The sequence below is a fragment of the Mycolicibacterium austroafricanum genome, from assembly GCF_902705885.1.
GTDB lineage: Bacteria > Actinomycetota > Actinomycetes > Mycobacteriales > Mycobacteriaceae > Mycobacterium > Mycobacterium vanbaalenii_A.
This window is the reverse complement of sequence record NZ_CACSIP010000024.1, coordinates 1-19,143: the sequence shown is the minus strand read 5'-3', so window position 1 is coordinate 19,143 and position 19,143 is coordinate 1. Positions and strand designations below refer to the sequence as shown.

Below are 19,143 nucleotides of genomic sequence, written 5' to 3'. Positions count from 1 at the left end.
CCGGAACTGTATTCCAGCACGCGAATCGCGAGTTATCCCCAGCCTGAAAGCAATCTGGGCGATCATCGCCGCGGTTTGTCGGTCCACGTGAGCAGTCTTCGGCCATGGGAAACATCATCATCGGCACCGAAGCCGTGGCCAACGGCGTCGTCACCCGGCATCAGTTGCGCCGCTGGTACCGCCGGGTCTATCCGAACGTCCACGCTCCGCGGACCTCCGAGCTGACACTGCGCGACCGCACTGTGGCCGCATGGCTGTGGTCCAAGCGCGCAGGCGTCATCACCGGCCTGGCTGCAGCCGCGCTGCACGGGTCACGCTGGATCGACGATGACGTCGACATCGAGCTCATCTACAACTGCACTCGATCACCCGGCGGCATCATCACCCGCAATGAGCACATCGGGTCAGAGGAATGGCAGATGCTCGACGGCCTGCCGGTCGCCACTCCGGCCCGGACGGCGTTTGACCTCGGCAGGTTTCAACGTCGCGACCATGCTGTCGCCCAGCTCGACGCGCTGATGCGGGTGCGTCCGTATTCCTTGGAGGATCCGCTCATGCTGGTGAAGCGTTACCGCGGTCATCACGGAGTCGCGCGGCTGAAGGCAGTGCTGCCGCTCGTCGACGGTGGTGCCATGTCCCCGATGGAGACGTTCTGGCGGTTGCTGGTCATCGACTGCGGATTCCCGGCACCCGCCACCCAGATCCCCGTCGTCGACGCCGACGGCCGGCCCGTGCGCGTGCTCGACTTCGGCTGGGAGGACTTCAACGTCGCGATCGAGTACGACGGTGAACAGCACCAGGTAGACCGTGCCCAGTATCTGAAGGACCGACGGGTCCTGCCCGCGCTCGAGCGACTCGGCTGGAACGTTCTCGGCGTCGTCCGGGAGGACGACCCTGTGGACGTCATCCACAGATTGCACGATGCGATGACCGCGCGCGGGTGGCGCGGCCGCATTGAGATACCGCCGTATGCCTACAGCCGTTGGCGCACCCAGATTGCTTCTACGCAGCCTGAGTTCGAGTAGGAACCTGCTGGAATACCGTTCCGGCGGGGAGTGGGGTCAGACGGTGCAGGCGACGCCTGCGACATCGGTGGCGATCACACACGCCGAGGGGTTCGACAGCTTCCAGGCGCCGTCTGAGTTGACCCAGTAGATGTTGTGGGTCTTGGTGCCGAAGATCGGGATGGTGACCGCGATCTGCGCGTCCAGCCGGTCGCCGTTGAGCACCGGGTTCTGCACCTGCCAGTTGACCATGCCGCCGTAGGTGTTCAACCGGTTGGCGATGTTGTCGGCGGTGGGCACCGCGGCCTCGCCGCCGGCCAGCAGCGCGGCCCGCTCGGAGGCCGGCGCACCGGTGTTCAGCACCTGCTGCAGGTCCGACGTCAACTCGCCGGCGCTGGGCACCGGCTGCGCCAGCGCGACCCCCGCTCCGCTGAGAGCACCTGCCGCCAAGACCGTCATCGCCGCGAACGCAGCACGCATCAACACATTCCTTCCGAACATTGCCCGACCGAAGCAGACTCCACCACGCGCACCTCAACCCCACAAGGCCTACGTCTGGACCAGCGCCGGAACGGTATTCCAGGCGCGAAGCCTCGAGGCTATGGCAAAGGGGTCAGTGCAACACTTAGGCGGCTTGGCTAACGCCGCGTCAGCCGACGTTCCATTTCTCGGTGTGGGTGATGTTCTGCCGTTGTTCCGGCTCGGCGCTCAGCCGACTCGCACGCCGGAGGCGGTATCGAAGACATGGATGTCCGGCGATGCCGCGGTGACGTGGATGATGTCGCCCATCCGGACGTGATCGCGGCCGTTGACCCGAACAATCACGTCGTGATCTCCAGAGACCGCCGTGCCGTACACGAAGGCATCAGATCCCAGCTCCTCGACCACCGAGACCCGCACCGGCATGCCGTCGCCGGGCCCGATACGGCGCCACGACTCGGGGCGCACGCCGATCGTCACCGGTCCTCCGGCGTGGTCGACGCCCGGCCCGACCGTCAGGAGGTGGTCGCCGAGGGTCACGCTGCGGTCTGCCAAGCGACTCTCGAAGAGATTCATGGCCGGTGATCCGATGAAGCCCGCGACGAACACGTTGGCTGGTCGGTCGTAGAGATCCATCGGGGTACCGACCTGCTGCAGCGCACCGTCTCGCATGACGGCGACCCGGTCACCCATGGTCATCGCCTCGACCTGGTCGTGGGTGACGTAGACGGTGGTCACACCGAGTTCGCGCTGCAGTTTGGCGATGTCGGTGCGGGTGCGTACCCGCATCTTGGCATCGAGGTTGGACAGCGGCTCGTCCATACAGAACACCTGTGGGTTGCGCACGATGGCTCGGCCCATCGCGACCCGTTGTCGCTGACCGCCGGACAGCGCTTTGGGTTTGCGCCCGAGGTACTCGGTGAGTCCGAGAGTCTCTGCGGCAACCTGCACCCTGCGCTGACGCTCGGCTTTGGGCATCCTGGCGTTCTTGAGGCAGAACTCCATATTCTGGGCCACCGTCATGTGCGGGTACAGGGCGTAATTCTGGAACACCATCGCGATGTCGCGGTCCTTGGCGGCGGTGTCGGTGATCTCTTGGTCGCCGATGAAGATGCGGCCCGAGGTCACCTCTTCCAGCCCAGCCAGCATCCGCAGCGTGGTGGACTTGCCGCAGCCGGACGGACCGACCAGCACCATGAACTCACCGTCGGCGATCGACAGGTCGATGCCGGCCACCGCCGGCCGGTCGGCTTTGGGGTAGTGGCGCTGTGCATTTTCGAAACGGACTGCGGCCATGGGTATCTCCCTCGATTAGTTGGGTCAGCGGCTGGAGATACCGCCGACCATCCCGCTGATGAAGCGCTTCTGCAGCGCGAAATACAGAACGGCGATCGGTAGCGCGACCATGACGCCGGCCGCGGACAACAGTGAGTACTCAGTGAGGTGCTGACCTTGGAAGAACGCCAGGCCCAAGGGAGCGGTCCGGCGATCCTCGGAGACGATCAGCACCAGCGGCAGCAAGAACTCGTTCCACGTCCACATCGTGACCAACACGGCCATCGTCATGATCGGCGCGATACAGGCCGGGACCATCACCCGCCAAAGCACTTTCAGGTCGCGGGCACCGTCGAGGCGGGCCGCCTCGATGATCTCGCCGGGGAACGTGCGGAATTGATTGCGCATCCAGAACGTCGCGAACGCCAGCGACTGCGCGGTTTGGGGCAGGATCAAGGCCAGATAGGAGTCTGTCAGCCCGGCTGTGCGCAAGTTGAAGTACAGCGGGATGATGAATGCCTCAGCCGGCAGGGTCAGCCCGATCAGCAGCGTATAGAACAGGACGGACGAGCCGACGAATTGCATTCGGGCGAAGGCGAATCCGGCAAGGATGGCCAACACCACGGTCAGCGCGACGACGGCGGCCGCCACCAGCACACTGGAGGACAGATAGGTGGCGAAGTTGCCTCGGGTCCAAGCTTGCGCGTAGTTGCCGAACGCGAGGTGCGACGGGATGGCGAACCCGCCGGTGTTCTCCTTGGCCGGTGTCACCGAGGACAGCAGCACACCGAGCAGCGGCACCACCGCGAAGGTCGCGAACACGCCGAGAATGATCTCGTTGAGAATGCGTTCGCGCCGGGACAATGTCACGAGACGTCCCTGGGTTCGATGCGGTTGATCAACACGGTGACCGAGATGATGACCAGAGTCAGCACGACGGCCACCGCTGCGGCCAGTCCGACCTGGCCGGTGTTGAAGGCCCGGTTGTAGGCCTCGAACGCGGGCACGGTGGTGGCGTTGCCAGGGCCGCCGCGGGTGGTGATGTAGACGAGATCGAAGGTCTTGAGCGCCGAGACGACAGTCAAGGTGAGTGCTACCGCGATCTGGCCACGCAGCGCCGGGAGTGTGATCGCGAAGAACTCCCGGGTTCGACCGGCGCCGTCGAGGCGGGCGGCCTCGAACAGCTCCGGCGCGATGTTGCCGATACCGGACAGGAACAGCACCAGGCACAGCCCGATGTTCACCCAGGTGCCGACCAGCCCGATGGCCATCAGCGCAGTACTGTGGTCGCCCAGCCAGACCCGGGTCAGCGACTCCAGGCCGACCGAGCCCAGTATCTGGTTGAGCAACCCGTTCTGCGAGTAGATGGACACCCAGATGGTGGCCACCACCACCGAGGCGATCACCTGCGGCAGGAACAGCACCGTGCGGAAGAACGACATCGATGCCATCCCATGCGCCCGGGAGATCAGCGCTGTCAGGAACAGCGCGAGCACGACGGGGGCCGCCGCGTAGAACAGCATCAGCACGCCGGCGTGCAGGAACGAATCCCGCAGCTGTTCGTCGCGAAAGATGCTGAGGTAATTGGTGATTCCCGCGGATGTCGACGCACCCAACCCGTCCCAGTTGAAGAACGAGTACTGCAGGGTCTGCACCATCGGCACCCCGAGGAACAGCACCGACACCAGCAACGCCGGAGCCACGTACAGGTACGGGATGAGGCGACGGCGGTGCCGGCGACCCGGGGCGGCCCCTGAATCGGCCCCCGAATCGCCGCCACGCACCGTTACCCTCGACAGCACCGACGTCATTTTCGGCTGTTCAGGAACGCCGCGTAGTCGGTCTGCAGCGTCGAGGTGAACTGTCCGGGATCGGACTGCCCACCGACCAGTTCCTGGACCGCCGCGGTGAGTGTGTCGTAGAAGGTCGGCGTCGAGTAGTCCAGGTAGGGCACGGTGCCGTCGGCGTCCTGCACGTCGCGGTACTGGGTGGCCACGTCAGCGGCCAGCGTGCCCGCGGCCGGCTGGTAATCGTCAGGTAGGACGGTCGGCAGGTTGCCGGTGTCGATGAGAACCTCGGCCGCGGCGGCGTTGGTGATGAAGTCGATGTAGGCCGCGGCCACATCCGGGTGAGCCGATTTCGAGGTGATCGCCCAGGCGAGCCCCTGCCCGCCGGTCGTCGACGGCGTGGCGTCGGCGGTGCTCAACGTCGTGAAGCCGACGTCGTCGCCCATTGCGCTGCGCAGGTCCTGTTCCTTCCAGGTGCCGGTGATGGTGAAGAGTGCATCCCCCCTGGCGAAGGCGGCGATGGCATCGTCGCGGGACACACCGTTGGCGCCCGGGGTCAAATACCCGCCCTTGGCCCAATCCGAGATCTGTTGGGCCGCTTGCACAGTCGGCGCATCAGTCCAGGCTCCGCCCTGACCGCTGACCAGCTCGGAGACGGCTTCGGGTCCGGCGATGGCAGCTTGGGTGACACCGAACAGGTGGATGCCGGGGCTCTTCTCCAGGTTGCCGAAAGCCAGCGGCAGCATGCCCTCGGCGTGGGCGGTGTCCATCGCGCTGTCCAGTTCGGCCAGCGTGGTGGGGACGGCCAGCCCGAGTTCTTCGAGCTTGGCGCGGTTGTAGTAGACGCCGACGATCTCACCAGTCTGCGACACCCCGAACAGGGTGTCGCCCTGCCAGGTCTTGCCATCGGAACTGAAGCTGTTCTGCTTGAGCAGGCTTTCCGGGTAGTAGGAGCTCCAGTCGTAGAGCTCGGCGTAGTCGGTCATCGGGCGCAGCATTCCTGCGGAAACGAACGCGCCCATGTCCGGGTAACCCTGGTTGGCTTGGACGACGTCGGGCGGGGTGTTGCTGGACAGCGCGAGTTTCAGCGTGGTCTTCAGATCGCTGAACGACTGGGCGGTGCGCTCGATCTTGACGTTCGGGTACTTTTCCTCGAACGCCGAGTTGAGCTGCTCCTGGGCGGCCACGATGCCGCCATCGGTGTTCTGGTCCCAGACCGTCAGCGTCACGTCGCCCGCGGCGGCGACGTCCTGGGACACCGCACCGGTGGGAGCCGCGGTGTCCTCCGGTGAGCCGGAGGGCCCCGGTGCGCAGGCGCTCAGCGCCAATAACGCGGCGGCGGCGGCCGCAATGGTGCGTAGTGAGCTTCTCATGACGACAGGACTCCTTCTGGTGCAGCAGTGTGGTGTCGGCGGGTCCACCGACGGATGAATGCCCAGCCTTCGTCGGCGTGGCATTGGTCGAGCAGGGTGGCGATGTCTTCGGGGCGGGGAGCGCTGGCGGCCCCGCCGGCGGACCGGACGGTGCAGGCGGCACTGGCCGCGGCCAGCCGCAGACGCTGTTCGAGATCCCAGCCCCATGCGGTCGCGGCCATGAACCCGGCGGCGAAGGAATCACCCGCGCCGGTCGGATCGACGGCGTGCACCACCAGCGCGGGTACCTGTACCCGGGTGCTCCCCCGCGCGGCGATGGCACCGGCGCGGCCCAGCGTCACGATCGCGATGTCGACGTACCGGGCGAGGATGCCCAGGGCGTCGTCGACCGTTTCGGCGCGGGTGTATCCGAGCGCCTCGGCGTCGTTGACGATGACGACGTCGACATCGCCGAGCCGGTCGAGCAGGCGTTGCGACCATTCGCCGGAAGCGTCCCAACCGACCCCGCCGACCAAGGTGGTGCCCCGGCGCCGGAGGTTGACGGCCCAGTCGGGAAGGTCTCCGGCCAGACCCAGATGCGCGACCCGGCAGGGTCGGTCCGCCGGCCATTCGGGGAGGTCCCCATCGGCCTGGTAGGTGACGAAAGCACGGTCGTGGCCATCGGTGATGGCGACCGAAATGGAAATCTGATGGCCGGGACGGGTCGCGGTGGCGCTCAGGTCGAGGCCGCATTCGTCGCGCAGGCTGCGCTGGACGATGGAGCCGATGGGATCGTCACCGAACTCGCTGAGCAGTGCGGTGTCCGCGCCAAGGCGGGCGGCGGCGACGGCCCGGTTGGCGGCGCCGCCGGGAGAGATCGAGAAACCGTCGGCCAGCACCTCGGCCCCGGGAGCGGGGGCGTGGACGCCGGTGAAGATCAGGTCGCTGTAGATGCGCCCGACCACCAGGACGTCGGTCACACTTGCTCACCTCCTATCAGGATTGACTGAGTTTGATTGTTTGTGGAGTGTCACTGTGGAGCCGTTGAATGTCAATGATGTTTCGTGACGGTCAATCGCGTGTTATTTCGACGAAATTGGTCGGAGATAGTCAGAGTTGTGCAAAGTTGAGCAAGTTCGGTATACGATCGACGCCATGTTCTTCGCCGAACGTCACGAACGAATCCTGGCCGCGCTGGCCGGCGGTGGTCAGACGGTTGGCAGGCTGGCCGAATCACTGGGGGTCAGTGAGTCGACCATCCGCCGCGACCTGGACATCCTTGCCAGGGCGGGCCGTCTGGAGCGGATGTACGGCGGCGCGATCCTGACGACCGGCAGCCGCGCCAACATCACCGACTCGGGGGTGATCGAGGACCCGTTGCGAACCGACGCGTCCCCTGATGCCGATCTGCGGCAACGGATGGCCCATCAGGCTGCGGAACTGGTGTCCGACGGTGAGGTGGTGGTGCTTGACATCGGTTCCACCACACCGCTGGTGGCCCGCGCACTGCGTGGCCGCCCGGTCACCGTCATCACCTCGAACCTGGCGGTCTTCGACGAGCTCCGCGACGACGACGCCGTCGAACTGGTGCTGCTGGGCGGAGTGTTGCGGCGCAACTACCAGTCGTTGGTCGGCCCGCTGGCCGAGCAGGTCATCGGCCAACTCAGTGCCGACACCATGTTCCTGAGTTGCACAGGTGTCCGCGGAGGACGAGTGGTCGACAACATGGCGGTGGAAGCGCCGATCAAACAGGCGCTGATCGCGGCGTCGCAACGCATCGTGCTGTTGGCCAGCGAACTCAAGTTCCCCGGGACCGGCGCCATGCGCCTGTGCACCCTCGACGAAGTCGACGTACTGATCACAACACCGGGAACACCCGAGCACGAACTCGAAGGCAGCCGCGAAGCCGGCAGAAAGGTGATCATCGCATGAAGCTCACGATCCTCGGCGGTGGCGGATTCCGGACCCCCTACGTGTGGCAGGCACTCGTCCGCGACCAAGGTTTCCCGCGGGTGACCGAGGTCGCGCTCTACGACGTCGACGAGTCCCGCCTGACCACGATGACGGCGATCCTCGATCAACTCTCCGAGGGGTTCGCCGAGGCGCCGGTGCTGAGCACGCACACTCAACTCGAACCCGCCCTTGCCGGTGCGCAGTTCGTCTTCGCCGCGATCCGGGTGGGTGGTGTCGAAGGGCGTTGCTGCGACGAGCACGTTGCGCTGGACCTCAACGTCCTCGGCCAGGAGACCACCGGCCCGGGCGGCATCGCCTACGCGCTGCGCACCGTGCCGGTGATGCTGGACATCGCCGAGGTGGTGCGCCGCGTCGCACCGGACGCGTACTTCCTGAACTTCACCAACCCCGCCGGCATCATCACCGAGGCGCTGCAGAGCGTGCTCGGCGACCGCGCGCTGGGCATCTGCGACACGCCCTCGGGGCTGGGTCGCCGGGTCGCCAATGCGCTCGGCCACGACCACACCCGGGTGCAGATGGACTACGTCGGCCTCAACCACCTGGGCTGGATGCGCCGTGTCCTGGTGGGCGGTCGCGATGTGCTCCCCGAACTCCTCGCCGACGAACCCCGGCTGAGCCGGATGGAAGAGGCGCTGGTCTTCGGGAAAGACTGGATCCGCGAACTGGGTCTGATCCCCAACGAATACCTGTACTACTACTACTTCAACCGGGACGCGGTGCGACGCATCCTGGAGTCGCCGCAGACCCGCGGAGACTTCCTGTTGGACTCGCAGAGCCGATTCTTCGCCGAGGCCGCCGCGGCCGGACCGCGCGCCGCTCAGGTGTGGTCGGCCGCCGTCGACGAACGCGGCGCCAGCTACATGGCCGAGGCGAAAGGCGGGGTACAAGGTGCTCCGTCGACCGAACGTGAGCACGAGGCCGATCCCGCCCACCTCGGTTACGCCGGTGTCGCGCTCGGAGTGATGACCTCGATCGCCCGCAATGAGAGGGCCACGATGATCCTCAACGTGCGCAACCGCGGCACCGTCGCGGGTCTGCCCGACGACGCCGTCGTCGAGGTGCCCACCATGGTCGACGCCAACGGGGTGCACCCGCTGTCGCTGGCCAGCCAGCCCGACCTGCACCAGCTCGGACTCATGCAGCAGGTCAAGGCGGTCGAGCGGCACGCGATCGCGGCGGCGGTCACCGGTTCGCCGGCAGAGGCCCTCAAGGCGTTCGCCCTCCATCCGCTGGTGGACTCGGTGACGGTGGCCCGTCAGTTGCTCGACGGATACACCGCCGCAAACCCGGCCATCGCCACGGTGCTCGGGATGGTCCCTGCATGACCAGTCCCACCACGACGATCGAGGTGGCGCCCGACCCAGCGGCTGTTGGTGAACAGGTCGCCGCCCGGATCGCCGCGATCATCGAGGACAAGCCGAACGCGGTGATCGGTGTGGCCACCGGCTCATCGCCGGAACCGGTCTACCGGGCGCTGGCCCGCCGGGTCCGCGAGGGGCTGGATGTGGCCGGGGTGCAATGGTATGCGCTCGACGAGTACCTGGGCCTGCCGGCGGGGCATCCTCAGTGCTACCGATCGGTGCTGGAACGAGTGCTCATCGAACCGCTGGGCGCGGATCCGGCGACTCTTCATGTTCCCGACGGCCCGGTGCAGGACTACGAGGAAGCGATCACCGCGGCTGGGGTCGACGTCCAACTTCTCGGTATCGGGGAGAACGGGCACATCGGGTTCAACGAACCGGGCACGTCGTTCGCCGCCGTCACGCACCGGGCCACGCTCGCTGAATCCACCCGTCGCGCGAACGCCCGCTTCTTCACCCGACTGGAAGACGTCCCCACCGAATGTCAGACGCAGGGACTCGCGACGATCATGCGGGCCGCGCGGATCGAGTTGGTTGCCATCGGCACGCGCAAGGCCGCGGCGGTGGCCGCCATGCTGGGTGAGGTCACCGAATCCTGTCCGGCCAGCATCTTGCAGCGGCACCCGGATGTGCACATCACCCTCGATCCGACGGCCGCCACGAAACTGAGCACCGCACGCCGGTGAGCAAGACGACCGGCGTCGTGGCCGTCTGGTGCGCGGGGATCGCGGCCTACACCGTCTCGATCACCAACCGCACCTCACTGGCCGCGCTGGGACTGGAGACCGCCGAGCACTTCGCGGTCGACCCCGCGACGCTGTCGCTGTTCGCGGTCCTGCAACTCGCCGTCTACGGGGTGATGCAGATCCCGGCCGGCCTGGCGCTGGACCGGTTCGGGCCACGGGCAGTGCTGACGGTCGGGATGACGCTGCTGGCCTGCTCGTCGGTGGTGTTGGCGTTGGCGCCCAATGTTGCCGTCGGCATCGCGGCGCGCGTCGTACTCGGCGCCGGCGACGCGATGATCTTTCCCAGCGTGCTACGAGTCATCGGGATCCGCTTCCCGCGCCGGCTCGCGCCGGTCGCGGTGCAGGCCACCGGACTGTTGGGGCAGTTCGGCCAACTCATCAGCGTCATCCCGTTCGCGGCACTGGTGCACGTCGCGGGGTGGGTCAGTGGCTTCCTGGCGCTCGCCGGCACGTCGGCATTGGTGGCGGTGTTGGTGTTCGTCGTGGTGAGGGAGAACCGGCACGAACGAGTTCAGGCGGTCGCCATGCGCACCCGGTTGTCCGAGGCGTGGGCGGAAAGCGGAACCCGGCTGGCATTCTGGGCTCACTTCGTGACGCCGTTTGCCGGCAACACCTTCGCGGTGCTGTGGGGGTACCCGTTCCTGGTCGGTGGCCTCGGGCTGGCGCAGACCACCGCCCAGGGGTTGTTCACCGTCTACGTGCTGGTGGGCATTCTGATCGCGCCGGTGATCGGCGGGTTGTCAGCGCGAATGCCCCAACGGCGAGTGGCCCTGGTCGGCGTCGTGGTGGCCGTGCAGGCCGCGGCGTGGTTGGCGGTCCTCGTCGGTTCCGGGCCGGCACCGCTCGCGCTACTGGTGCTGCTGGCGGCGGCCCTGTGCATCGGTGGCCCGGGATCGATGGTCGCCTTCGACATCGCCCGCGACCACAATCCGCCGTACCGGTTGAGCACGGCCACCGGCATCGTCAACGGAGGCGGTTTCCTGTCCAGCGTGCTCGTCATCCTGCTCATGGGCTGGGCGTTGCGGCTGCATTCCCACGGCGGTGACGCATACACCCTGGACGCCTTTCGGTACGCGGAGCTGGTGCAGGTGCCGTTCTGGATTCTCGGGATGGCGATGGTGATTCGAGAAGGGCGACGTGCCGGCGCCGCCCGGGCGCCGGCACCTGAGCTGCACAGCGTGCTGTCACGTGGTTAGCGCGGACTGCTCAGTCTCGTCGCGCTCCGTACCGGCCGACAGGCGGGTAGTCCGCGGGCTTGACGTCGGATGCGGCGCTGCCGGAACCACGAAAAATCGTGGCTAGAACGGCAGGGCGAGCTTGACGATCTTGCGCACCACGGTCGCGAACTGCTTCGGCAACGGGCCGGTGTTGTACGGCACGCCATAACGCTCGCAGATCTCCTGAACCTTGGGCGCGATCTCCGCGTGCCGGAAGGCGGGGATGTCCGGGAACAGGTGGTGCTCGATCTGGAACGACAGGTTGCCGGACAGAATGTGGAACAGCTTTCCACCGGTGAGGTTCGCCGACCCGAGGATCTGGCGGAAGTACCACTGCCCACGCGTCTCGGCCTTGGTCTCCTCGATCGAGAACTCCTGGACATCTTCGGGGAAGTGCCCGCAGAAGATGATCATGTACGACCACACGTTGCGCATCAGGTTGGCGGTCAGATTGCCGGTGAAAACCCACGGCGCGAACGGCCCGGCCAGCAACGGGAACGCCACATAGTCCTTGAGCGTCTGACGCTTGGTCTTCTGCCAGATGCCCGCCAGGATCTCTTTCTTGTCCTTGATCGAGATCTGACCCGTGGTGATCTTCTCGCTCTCCATCTCGTGCAGCGCCACCCCGTACTGGAACAGCACCATCAGCAGGAACGCGTATACCGGGTTGCCCAGGTAGTACGGCCGCCACTTCTGCTCTTCGCTCATCCGCAGGATGCCGTAGCCGATGTCGCGGTCCAGGCCGACGATGTTGGTGTAAGTGTGGTGCATGTAGTTGTGCGAGTGGCGCCACTGGTCGCCCGGGCAGGCGTTGTCCCACTCGAAGCCCTTGCTGGAGATCGCCGGATCGCCCATCCAGTCGTACTGGCCGTGCATGACGTTGTGGCCGATCTCCATGTTGTCGATGATCTTGCTCAGGCCCAGCATCGCCGTGCCGGCGAGCCAGAACGGCGGGAAGATCCCACCGAACAGCAGGGCCCGACCGCCGACCTCGAGGGTGCGCTGCGCCTTGATCATGTTGCGGATGTAGGTGGCGTCGCGTTCGCCCAGGTCGGCGATGATGCTGTCCTTGAGCGCGTCGAGCTCGCGGCCGAATTCCTCGGCCTGCTCGGGGGTCAGGGTGACCTTGCGGCCGCCGACCATCTTCTCGAGCGTCTTGGCTTGGGGGGTGGTGGTCGGGGTTTCCAGAATGTCGGTCATGTTTGTCACCTCTCGGTATCGCCGAGACTGCATTCAGAGCGGGGTTTGGGTGAATATCCGCTGCTGGAATACCGTTCCGGCACGGGGGTTTACAGGGCGATGTCTTTACAGGGCGATGTCGACGTCGCCGACGGGGGCGGACACGCAGATCTGCACATCCTCTTCCTCGGTGCTCGACATCGCACCGGTGATCACGTTGCGCACTGCACCGCTGGTCTTGCGTCGGGTGCAGGAGAAGCAGATGCCCATCCGGCAACCGCTCTCCGGTGTCAGGCCCGCGGACTCGGCCTGGTCCAGCAGCGGTCGGCCGTCGTCGGTGATCTCCACGCCGCTGTCGGCGAAAGTCACTCGGCCACCCGAGGATTCACCCGAGAACACCGGCGGCACGAAGCTCTCCGCCGCCGCATCCGGGTAGATCGACCGGACCGCGTCGGCGAGCTCGGGCGGCCCGCACACGAACACGTGGTCCGGGTCCGTCTCCACATGCGCGGCGGCGAAGCGGCCGTGCAGGTCCGAACCCTGCGGCGTGCGGCTGTAGCCGTGCAGCACCGTGACGTTCGGCATCGCTCGCGCGATGTCGGCCAACTCGGCGCGGTAGCACGCCTCCTCGGCGGACCGGGCGTAGTGGATGAAGGTGACGTCGCCGGGGTAGCGCCGTGCACGCAGTGTGCGCAGCATCGACATCACCGGGGTGATGCCGCTGCCGCCGGAGACGAACAGCAGGCGTCCCGACGGGCGAGCGGGCAGCGTGAACTCGCCGCCGACGGAGTCGAGGCCGACGACCATGCCCTTGCGGGCGTGCTCGAACAGGAACGGTGACACCAGGCCGCCCTCGTGGTGACCGATGGTCAGCTCGATGTACCGGTCGTTCTCGGCGTTGGCCGGCGAGTACGGCCGGGTGCGGCGACGACCGTCGATCTCGACCGACAGGTTGATGTGCTGGCCGGCGCGAAATCCGGCGAACGCACGGTTGGGTTCCAGCGTCAGCGTGACGCTGCGGGGGGTGCTGCGCTGCACCCCGACGATTCGGGCGCGGGCGTCGCCGCGTGTCCAGGTGGGGTCGACCAGCTCGGTGAAGCGGTCGACACCATGAGGACCGGTGAGCAGGTCCAGCAGTGCGGACCCTCGCCGTCGCTTGGTCAACGTTTCAGTGAACATGTGTACACCGTGCGCCTGATCGGACCAGTACGTCAAGAGGTATCACCAGGCTGTGGTAGTTTTCACACAGTGAACGACCGTACGCCCAGCTCACGCTCGAGTTCTTCGAGCAGGCGTTCGAGGGATTCCCGCAGCAGCAGCAGGGAGACCCTGTCGCGCGACCAGCGCAAGGAAGCCACCCGGCGGGCGATCGTCGCCGCAGCCCTCCACCTGCTCGACGAGCGCAGCTTCGGCGCGCTGAGCCTGCGCGAGGTGACCCGGGAGGCAGGGATCGTGCCCGCCGCGTTCTACCGGCACTTCGAGTCGATGGAAGCGCTCGGGCTGGTGCTGATCGACGAATCGTTTCGTGCCCTGCGCGACATGTTGCGTGGAGCCCGCGCCGGCAAGCTCGACCCGAACCGCGTCATCGAGTCCTCGGTCGACATCCTCATCGACGGTGTGCAGGAACGCCGGGAACACTGGCGCTTCATCGGCCGCGAGCGCAACACCGGGGTCGCTGTGCTCAGGTACGCGATCCGCACCGAGATCCGGCTCATCACCTCAGAACTCGCGATCGACCTGGCCCGCTTCCCCGGCCTCAACGCCTGGAGCAGCGAAGACCTCAACATCCTGGCAAGCGTGTTCGTCAACTCGATGATCGTGATCGCCGAGTCCCTCGAGGACACCAACGACCCGGCGACGATCCAGGAGATCAGGCGGGTCGCCATCAAACAATTGCGGATGATCACCGTCGGCGTGGCGGGCTGGCGCAGCAGTTGACGTCGCTGCAGTTGACGTCGCAGCGCAAGAAGCCCCGCCGGAACGGTATTCCACGCGTCGATCTCGCAAAAAACAGCGCGTGGAATACAGTTCCGGCGGGGAAGGGGACGAGCGATGCGAAGCCACGGTTGGTCAGGCAATCCTCCTGCGTCGGACGAGGAGGCGATTGCGCGCATCCTCGGCTCGGCAGAGCGGATCGTCACCGAACGCGGATCCGCGATGCGCATCGCCGACGTGGCGCGCAACCTCGGCGTCACCCGCCAGACCGTCTACCGCTACTTCCCCAGCACCGAGGCGCTGCTGGTCGCCTGCGCGATGCAGCAGGCCGACGGGTTCCTGAATCGACTGGAACGACGGGTCCGCGGCGAGACCGACCCCGTCCGAGCGATGGTCGAGGGTATGTCGTTCACCATCGAGTCGCTCGCTGACGACCCCCAGATCGGTTTCCTGCTCAGCCAGCGGGGCACGCATTCCGTCGGCGGCTCCTTCACCTCCGACACCGCCTACACCTTCGGCCGTTCAATGCTGCACCGCCTCGACGTCGACTGGCTGGCCCACGGTTTCGACGAGCCCGCCCTCAACGAATTGAACGAATTCTCGCTGCGGGTGCTGAACTCGTTCCTCATCGACGCCGGCAACCCCAAGCGCACCGCCGCCGAACTGCGCGAGTTCCTGTCCCGGTGGATCGGGCCCGCGATCGTCTACCCGCGGCACGCGCCGCTGCTGGGCCCGCTGATCGGCCTCGACGACGACTCCTAGCACTACCCGACCGCTGCGCCGGCTCTGGTCTTGACGCCCATAGGATAGCGACGCTACGGTAGCGCTGCTACGTCAGGAGGGGTGTTGAAGCGGTCGCGTGTGAAGAAAGCGGTGCCCGGCACGCCGTCACGCCCGCGGCTACCCAAGGGATCCGGCGACCTGCTCCGCGACCAGATCATCGATGCCGCAACCGAATTGATCTTGGCGTCGCAGGACGCCAAGGCGCCTTCGACCCGGGAGGTGACCCGCGCGCTCGGCATCACCGCGCCCTCGCTCTATCGACATTTCGCGGACAAGGACCAGCTTCTGGATGCGGTGTGCGCAAAGTACTATCGGCAGCTCGGCCAGGCGATGCGCGACGCCACCCGCGGCCTGCCGACCGCCCTGGAACGGCTGCACGCCCTGGGGATGGCCTACGTGCGTTTTGCCGTGCAGACCCCGTTGATGTACCGCGTCGCCACCGACACCGCCCCCCGGCAACCCAGTGAATTCGACGAGACGCTCGTCAACTCGGCCTTCGTCCATCTGCAACACACCGTGCAGGAGCTCATCGACGAAGCCTTCTTTCCGCCGACCGACTCCCTGGGGCCGGCGCTGCAACTGTGGGCCGCCGCGCACGGCGTCGCCTCCCTGTTGGTCACCAGACCGTATCTGCCGTGGGGAGACACCGAAGCGTTCGCCAGCAGCGTTCTCCGTTCGGTCTGCCTCGGCCAAGCCGTCGCCGGCCTCGATCTCACCACGCTCCTACCCCGCTCCGGTGGCGGACAGAACCCCACCACACACCCGACACAGGAGAACTAATGCCCGACGAACTTGCAGGACTCGACGCCGTCGGCCAGGCGGAACTGGTGCGCGCGGGGAAGGTCTCGGCCGATGAACTCATCGACGCGGCCATCACACGGCTGGAGCAGATCGACCCGCAGCTGAACGCGGTCATCCACCGGAATTTCGAGCGGGCGCGTCGGGAGGCCCGGTCCATGCGATCGGAAGCGCCGTTTTGCGGCGTACCGATTCTCTTCAAGGACATCGCAGCCGGGAATCGAGCCGGCGATCCCTACCACTGGGGCACCCGGTTTCTGCGCGACGCCGACTACCGCGCGCCGGGCACGTCGCATCTTGTGCAGAAGTTCCTCGACGCAGGATTCATCGACATCGGACGCACCAACGTGCCCGAACTCGGCGCCTGGGCGACCACGGAACCGGATGCCTACGGACCGACCCGCAACCCCTGGAACACCGAGTACGCCAGTGGCGGCTCCAGCGGTGGCGCGGCGGCCGCCGTCGCCTCCGGCATGGTGCCGCTGGCGCACGCCAGCGACGGCGGCGGCTCCATCCGCAACCCTGCGAGTCAATGCGGCATCGTCGGGCTCAAGCCCTCCCGCGGAAGGGTCTCGGTCGGCCCCGAGTCCTCAGACGCAATGTGGGCCGGCCTGGCGGCGGAGCTAGCCGTGACCCGCAGCGTGCGCGATACGGCCGCGGTGCTCGATCTCGTCTCCGGACCCATGCCGGGTGACACCGTCGTCGCACCCACACCCACCCGGCCATACCGCGAGGAGGTCGGGGCCGATCCCGGACGCCTGCGCATCGGCTTCGTCGCCGAGTTCCCCACCAACGCAGGAGAAGCCGAATTCCCGGCGGAGGCCCTGCCCATGCTCGGACGATTCGTCGAAGCCCTGGGCTTCGTACCCGACACCCCCACCGCGTCCGTCCACCCCGAGTGCAGCACCGCTGTGATGCGCACGGCCGAGTTGCTCGAAGAGCTCGGCCACGATGTGGAGCCGTCCTTCCCCGCGCCGGTGGTAGCAGGCGCCGGGGTCTTCGTGGTTCCCCTCCTCGCCTGCAGCCAGGCCAACTTCGTCGAGCGAATGGGCGTCACACTCGGTCGTCCGATCGGTGAGGCCGACATGGACGCCGACAACTGGCTCATCACGCACGTGGGCCAGCGCACCATGGGCAGCGACTACCTCACCGCCCTCTCCGGCTTGAACACCTTCACGAGAAGCATGGCGGCGTGGTGGGAGAACGGGTTCGACCTGCTCGTCACTCCCACCCTCACCGACCTGCCGCCGCGACTCGGTGCGCTGCGCCCGGACCCCGGCAAGCCCCTCGACGCGTGGATGCGTACCGCTTCATTGCTCGCGTTCACGATCCCGTTCAACATCACCGGACAACCGGCCATCTCACTGCCGGTCGGCCTGAGCGAGAGCGGCCTGCCGATCGGCGTGCAACTCGTCGCCGGCTACGGACGGGAGGACCTGCTGCTCCGCGTCGCCGCCCAGATCGAGGGGGCCGGGGCCCTGATCGGCCGGCCGCCGATCCACGCGTAGCGCACATCCACGACCCGCGACGAGATGCACTGGAGCCCAGATGAACCCGATATCCAAGACCGCCTTCTTCTGCTGCGGGATTCGCGCCGACGACGCCCGCTCGCCAGCGTCGATATGTTCTGACATCTACGCCGAGGACTTCATGACCGGTGAGGGCATGGCGGTCTATGCCCCGTTCTCCGGCAGCACCCGGCGAAATGCCAGCAACGTCGTGCGGGCGCGGATCTTCTACGACGAGATGGCCAGACGCCTCAAGGCGAACAAAGACCTGCAGATCATCAACATCGGCACCGGCTTCGACAGCCGCGCCTATCGATTGGCCGGTGGTCGCTGGTTCGAGTTCGATGAAGCGGCCATCATCGAACACAAGAACACCATCCTGGCGACTGAGTCGTGTCCGAACGTATTGCGGCGCATAGCCGTCGACTTCTCGGCCGGCGAACTCCCCGCCGCGCTACGCGAATGCGACCCTACCGCTGAAACACTCATCGTGATCGAGGGTGTGTTCATGTATCTGGACAAAACCCAAGTGCACCAACTGCTCACGACGCTGTCGGACATCTTCCCCGACCACACGCTGATCTGCGACCTGATGGACCGGGTGTTCTTCGACAGGCATATGGGCAAGCTGTATGAGCAGATCCGGGCGCTGGGCAGTGAATTCAAGTTCGTCGAACAGCGGCCAGAGGAGACCTTCGTCCACCTCGGATACCGGCAACCACGCCCGCCGGTGTCGATCGTGGACCGGGCACGCGAGTTCAAGGCATTCCGCATCCCCGCCGTCGCGATGCGTACCGCGCTGCGCACGCTACGGGACGGGTACCGTGTTCACACCTTTGAGCGGTCCTCCTAGCGGGGCGTCCCGCCGCCGTCGGCGATGATCACCTGGCCGGTGATGTAGCTGCCCGCTTCCGACGTCAACAGCAGTGCGGCGCCGACCATCTCGTCGGCTGAGGCCAGCCGTCCCATCAGTGTTCCGGCGACCATGCCGTCGATCGCCTCCTGCGGGTTCTTGCGCATCATGTCGGTGTCCACCGGGCCCGGCGCCAACGCGTTGACCCTGATACCGTCGCCGGCGAATTCGGCGGCCATCGAGCGGGTGAACGACATCAGCGCCGACTTCATCGCCGCATAGATCGACAGCATCGGCGCGAAGATGAACGCGCCGACCGACACCATGTTCAGCACCGCGGCATGCGGGCTGGTCTTCAGGTGCGGTAGCGCCTCCTGGACCAGCAGCACCGGCCCGCGAAGGTTCACCTCGAACGACTTCGTCAGCGCATCGACCGTCAGCTGCCCCAGCGGCTGGGCCAGCGGGTTGGCGGCGTTGTTGACCAGCACGTCCACCCCGCCGAACTCGGACACCGTGCGGGAGACCAGCGCCGCGAGGTCGTCGACCTCGCCCAGGTGCGTCGCCACGCCGATCGCCTCCCCGCCCAGGTCACGCAGCTGCGCTGCCGCCTGCTCACAGGCGTCGGCCTTGCGGCTGGCAACGACGACCCGCGCCCCGGCCAGCACGTAGCCCTGCGCCAGCGCCAGCCCGATGCCACGGGTGCCGCCGGTGACGATGACCGTCCGGCCTGTCATGTCGAAGAGCCGGTCGAATGAGGATCGGTCCACCTAGATATCCACCTAGATATCCACCTAGATGCAGCCCCCCACGCTGATCCGACGGCCCACGTCGGCGCAGACCTCGACGTTCGGTCTCGGGACGTAGACCGGCTCCGGTGGCGGGGGCGGGGGC

At 66.6% G+C, this 19,143-nt stretch carries 19 protein-coding genes; 10 read left to right on the top strand and 9 right to left on the bottom strand.

All coding sequences use genetic code 11. The annotated features are described in order from the left end of the window. Positions 1–104: 104 nt before the first annotated feature. Entirely contained in the window at positions 105–1,025 is a 921-nt protein-coding gene (locus BEMPMBAN_RS17100; RefSeq protein ID WP_159232182.1) for a type IV toxin-antitoxin system AbiEi family antitoxin, read from the top strand. Positions 1,026–1,061: 36 nt separating this feature from the next. Here BEMPMBAN_RS17100 and BEMPMBAN_RS17095 read toward each other — a convergent pair whose 3' ends face one another. The 6 genes from BEMPMBAN_RS17095 to BEMPMBAN_RS17070 form a co-directional block, all read right to left on the bottom strand. Continuing rightward, positions 1,062–1,484, bottom strand: coding sequence for an MTB12 C-terminal domain-containing protein (locus BEMPMBAN_RS17095; protein WP_159232180.1), 423 nt, complete (start codon positions 1,482–1,484; stop codon positions 1,062–1,064). Between the two features lie 228 nt (positions 1,485–1,712). Then, a complete protein-coding gene (locus tag BEMPMBAN_RS17090) occupies positions 1,713–2,780 on the bottom strand; it encodes an ABC transporter ATP-binding protein (protein WP_159232178.1) in 1,068 nt (355 codons plus the stop codon). 24 nt (positions 2,781–2,804) lie between these two features. Then, positions 2,805–3,629, bottom strand: coding sequence for a carbohydrate ABC transporter permease (locus tag BEMPMBAN_RS17085; protein ID WP_159232176.1), 825 nt, complete (start codon positions 3,627–3,629; stop codon positions 2,805–2,807). After that, positions 3,626–4,561 carry a carbohydrate ABC transporter permease gene (locus tag BEMPMBAN_RS17080; protein WP_234897532.1) on the bottom strand — a complete coding sequence of 312 codons (936 nt, stop codon included), beginning with the start codon at positions 4,559–4,561 and terminating at the stop codon, positions 3,626–3,628. The genes BEMPMBAN_RS17085 and BEMPMBAN_RS17080 overlap by 4 nt, the downstream gene beginning before the upstream one ends. Positions 4,562–4,566: 5 nt before the next feature. Further along, the gene (locus tag BEMPMBAN_RS17075) at positions 4,567–5,919 is read right to left on the bottom strand and encodes an extracellular solute-binding protein (RefSeq protein WP_159232172.1); all 1,353 of its coding nucleotides are present in this window, start codon (positions 5,917–5,919) and stop codon (positions 4,567–4,569) included. Then, positions 5,916–6,878 carry a carbohydrate kinase family protein gene (locus tag BEMPMBAN_RS17070; RefSeq protein ID WP_159232170.1) on the bottom strand — a complete coding sequence of 321 codons (963 nt, stop codon included), beginning with the start codon at positions 6,876–6,878 and terminating at the stop codon, positions 5,916–5,918. The genes BEMPMBAN_RS17075 and BEMPMBAN_RS17070 overlap by 4 nt, the downstream gene beginning before the upstream one ends. Before the next feature lie 175 nt (positions 6,879–7,053). On the opposite strand from BEMPMBAN_RS17070, the gene BEMPMBAN_RS17065 reads away from it, so the two are divergent. The 4 genes from BEMPMBAN_RS17065 to BEMPMBAN_RS17050 are packed head-to-tail and all read left to right on the top strand — an operon-like array spanning position 7,054 to position 11,175. Then, positions 7,054–7,830: a DeoR/GlpR family DNA-binding transcription regulator gene (locus BEMPMBAN_RS17065; protein WP_159232168.1), complete on the top strand. Its 777-nt coding sequence runs from the start codon at positions 7,054–7,056 to the stop codon at positions 7,828–7,830. Then, on the top strand, positions 7,827–9,197 hold the full coding sequence (locus tag BEMPMBAN_RS17060; RefSeq protein ID WP_159232166.1) for a 6-phospho-beta-glucosidase: 1,371 nt from the start codon (positions 7,827–7,829) through the stop codon (positions 9,195–9,197). Before BEMPMBAN_RS17065 ends, BEMPMBAN_RS17060 begins: the two co-directional genes overlap by 4 nt. Further along, positions 9,194–9,919, top strand: coding sequence for a glucosamine-6-phosphate deaminase (locus BEMPMBAN_RS17055; RefSeq protein WP_159232164.1), 726 nt, complete (start codon positions 9,194–9,196; stop codon positions 9,917–9,919). The genes BEMPMBAN_RS17060 and BEMPMBAN_RS17055 overlap by 4 nt, the downstream gene beginning before the upstream one ends. Next, positions 9,916–11,175, top strand: a complete 1,260-nt coding sequence (locus BEMPMBAN_RS17050) for an MFS transporter (RefSeq protein WP_159232162.1) — start codon at positions 9,916–9,918, stop codon at positions 11,173–11,175. Before BEMPMBAN_RS17055 ends, BEMPMBAN_RS17050 begins: the two co-directional genes overlap by 4 nt. Positions 11,176–11,277: 102 nt before the next feature. Here the strand turns inward: BEMPMBAN_RS17050 and BEMPMBAN_RS17045 are convergent, their stop codons facing one another. Continuing rightward, positions 11,278–12,396 carry a fatty acid desaturase family protein gene (locus tag BEMPMBAN_RS17045; RefSeq protein ID WP_159232161.1) on the bottom strand — a complete coding sequence of 373 codons (1,119 nt, stop codon included), beginning with the start codon at positions 12,394–12,396 and terminating at the stop codon, positions 11,278–11,280. A 105-nt stretch (positions 12,397–12,501) separates the two neighbouring features. Next, positions 12,502–13,554, bottom strand: a complete 1,053-nt coding sequence (locus BEMPMBAN_RS17040; protein WP_159232159.1) for a ferredoxin reductase — start codon at positions 13,552–13,554, stop codon at positions 12,502–12,504. Positions 13,555–13,623: 69 nt separating this feature from the next. Here BEMPMBAN_RS17040 and BEMPMBAN_RS17035 point away from each other — a divergent pair, with 69 nt between their 5' ends. From BEMPMBAN_RS17035 to BEMPMBAN_RS17015, 5 genes are all read left to right on the top strand, one after another. Then, positions 13,624–14,313: a TetR family transcriptional regulator gene (locus BEMPMBAN_RS17035; protein ID WP_159232157.1), complete on the top strand. Its 690-nt coding sequence runs from the start codon at positions 13,624–13,626 to the stop codon at positions 14,311–14,313. A gap of 114 nt (positions 14,314–14,427) precedes the next feature. After that, on the top strand, positions 14,428–15,072 hold the full coding sequence (locus BEMPMBAN_RS17030; protein ID WP_159232155.1) for a TetR/AcrR family transcriptional regulator: 645 nt from the start codon (positions 14,428–14,430) through the stop codon (positions 15,070–15,072). An 84-nt stretch (positions 15,073–15,156) separates the two neighbouring features. After that, entirely contained in the window at positions 15,157–15,873 is a 717-nt protein-coding gene (locus BEMPMBAN_RS17025) for a TetR/AcrR family transcriptional regulator (protein WP_234897531.1), read from the top strand. Beyond that, a complete protein-coding gene (locus BEMPMBAN_RS17020) occupies positions 15,873–17,399 on the top strand; it encodes an amidase (RefSeq protein WP_159232153.1) in 1,527 nt (508 codons plus the stop codon). The genes BEMPMBAN_RS17025 and BEMPMBAN_RS17020 overlap by 1 nt, the downstream gene beginning before the upstream one ends. Positions 17,400–17,439: 40 nt before the next feature. Continuing rightward, the gene (locus BEMPMBAN_RS17015; RefSeq protein WP_159232151.1) at positions 17,440–18,252 is read left to right on the top strand and encodes a class I SAM-dependent methyltransferase; all 813 of its coding nucleotides are present in this window, start codon (positions 17,440–17,442) and stop codon (positions 18,250–18,252) included. Here BEMPMBAN_RS17015 and BEMPMBAN_RS17010 read toward each other — a convergent pair. Beyond that, a complete protein-coding gene (locus BEMPMBAN_RS17010; protein WP_159232149.1) occupies positions 18,249–19,019 on the bottom strand; it encodes an SDR family NAD(P)-dependent oxidoreductase in 771 nt (256 codons plus the stop codon). The genes BEMPMBAN_RS17015 and BEMPMBAN_RS17010 overlap by 4 nt on opposite strands. Positions 19,020–19,143: the final 124 nt, after the last annotated feature.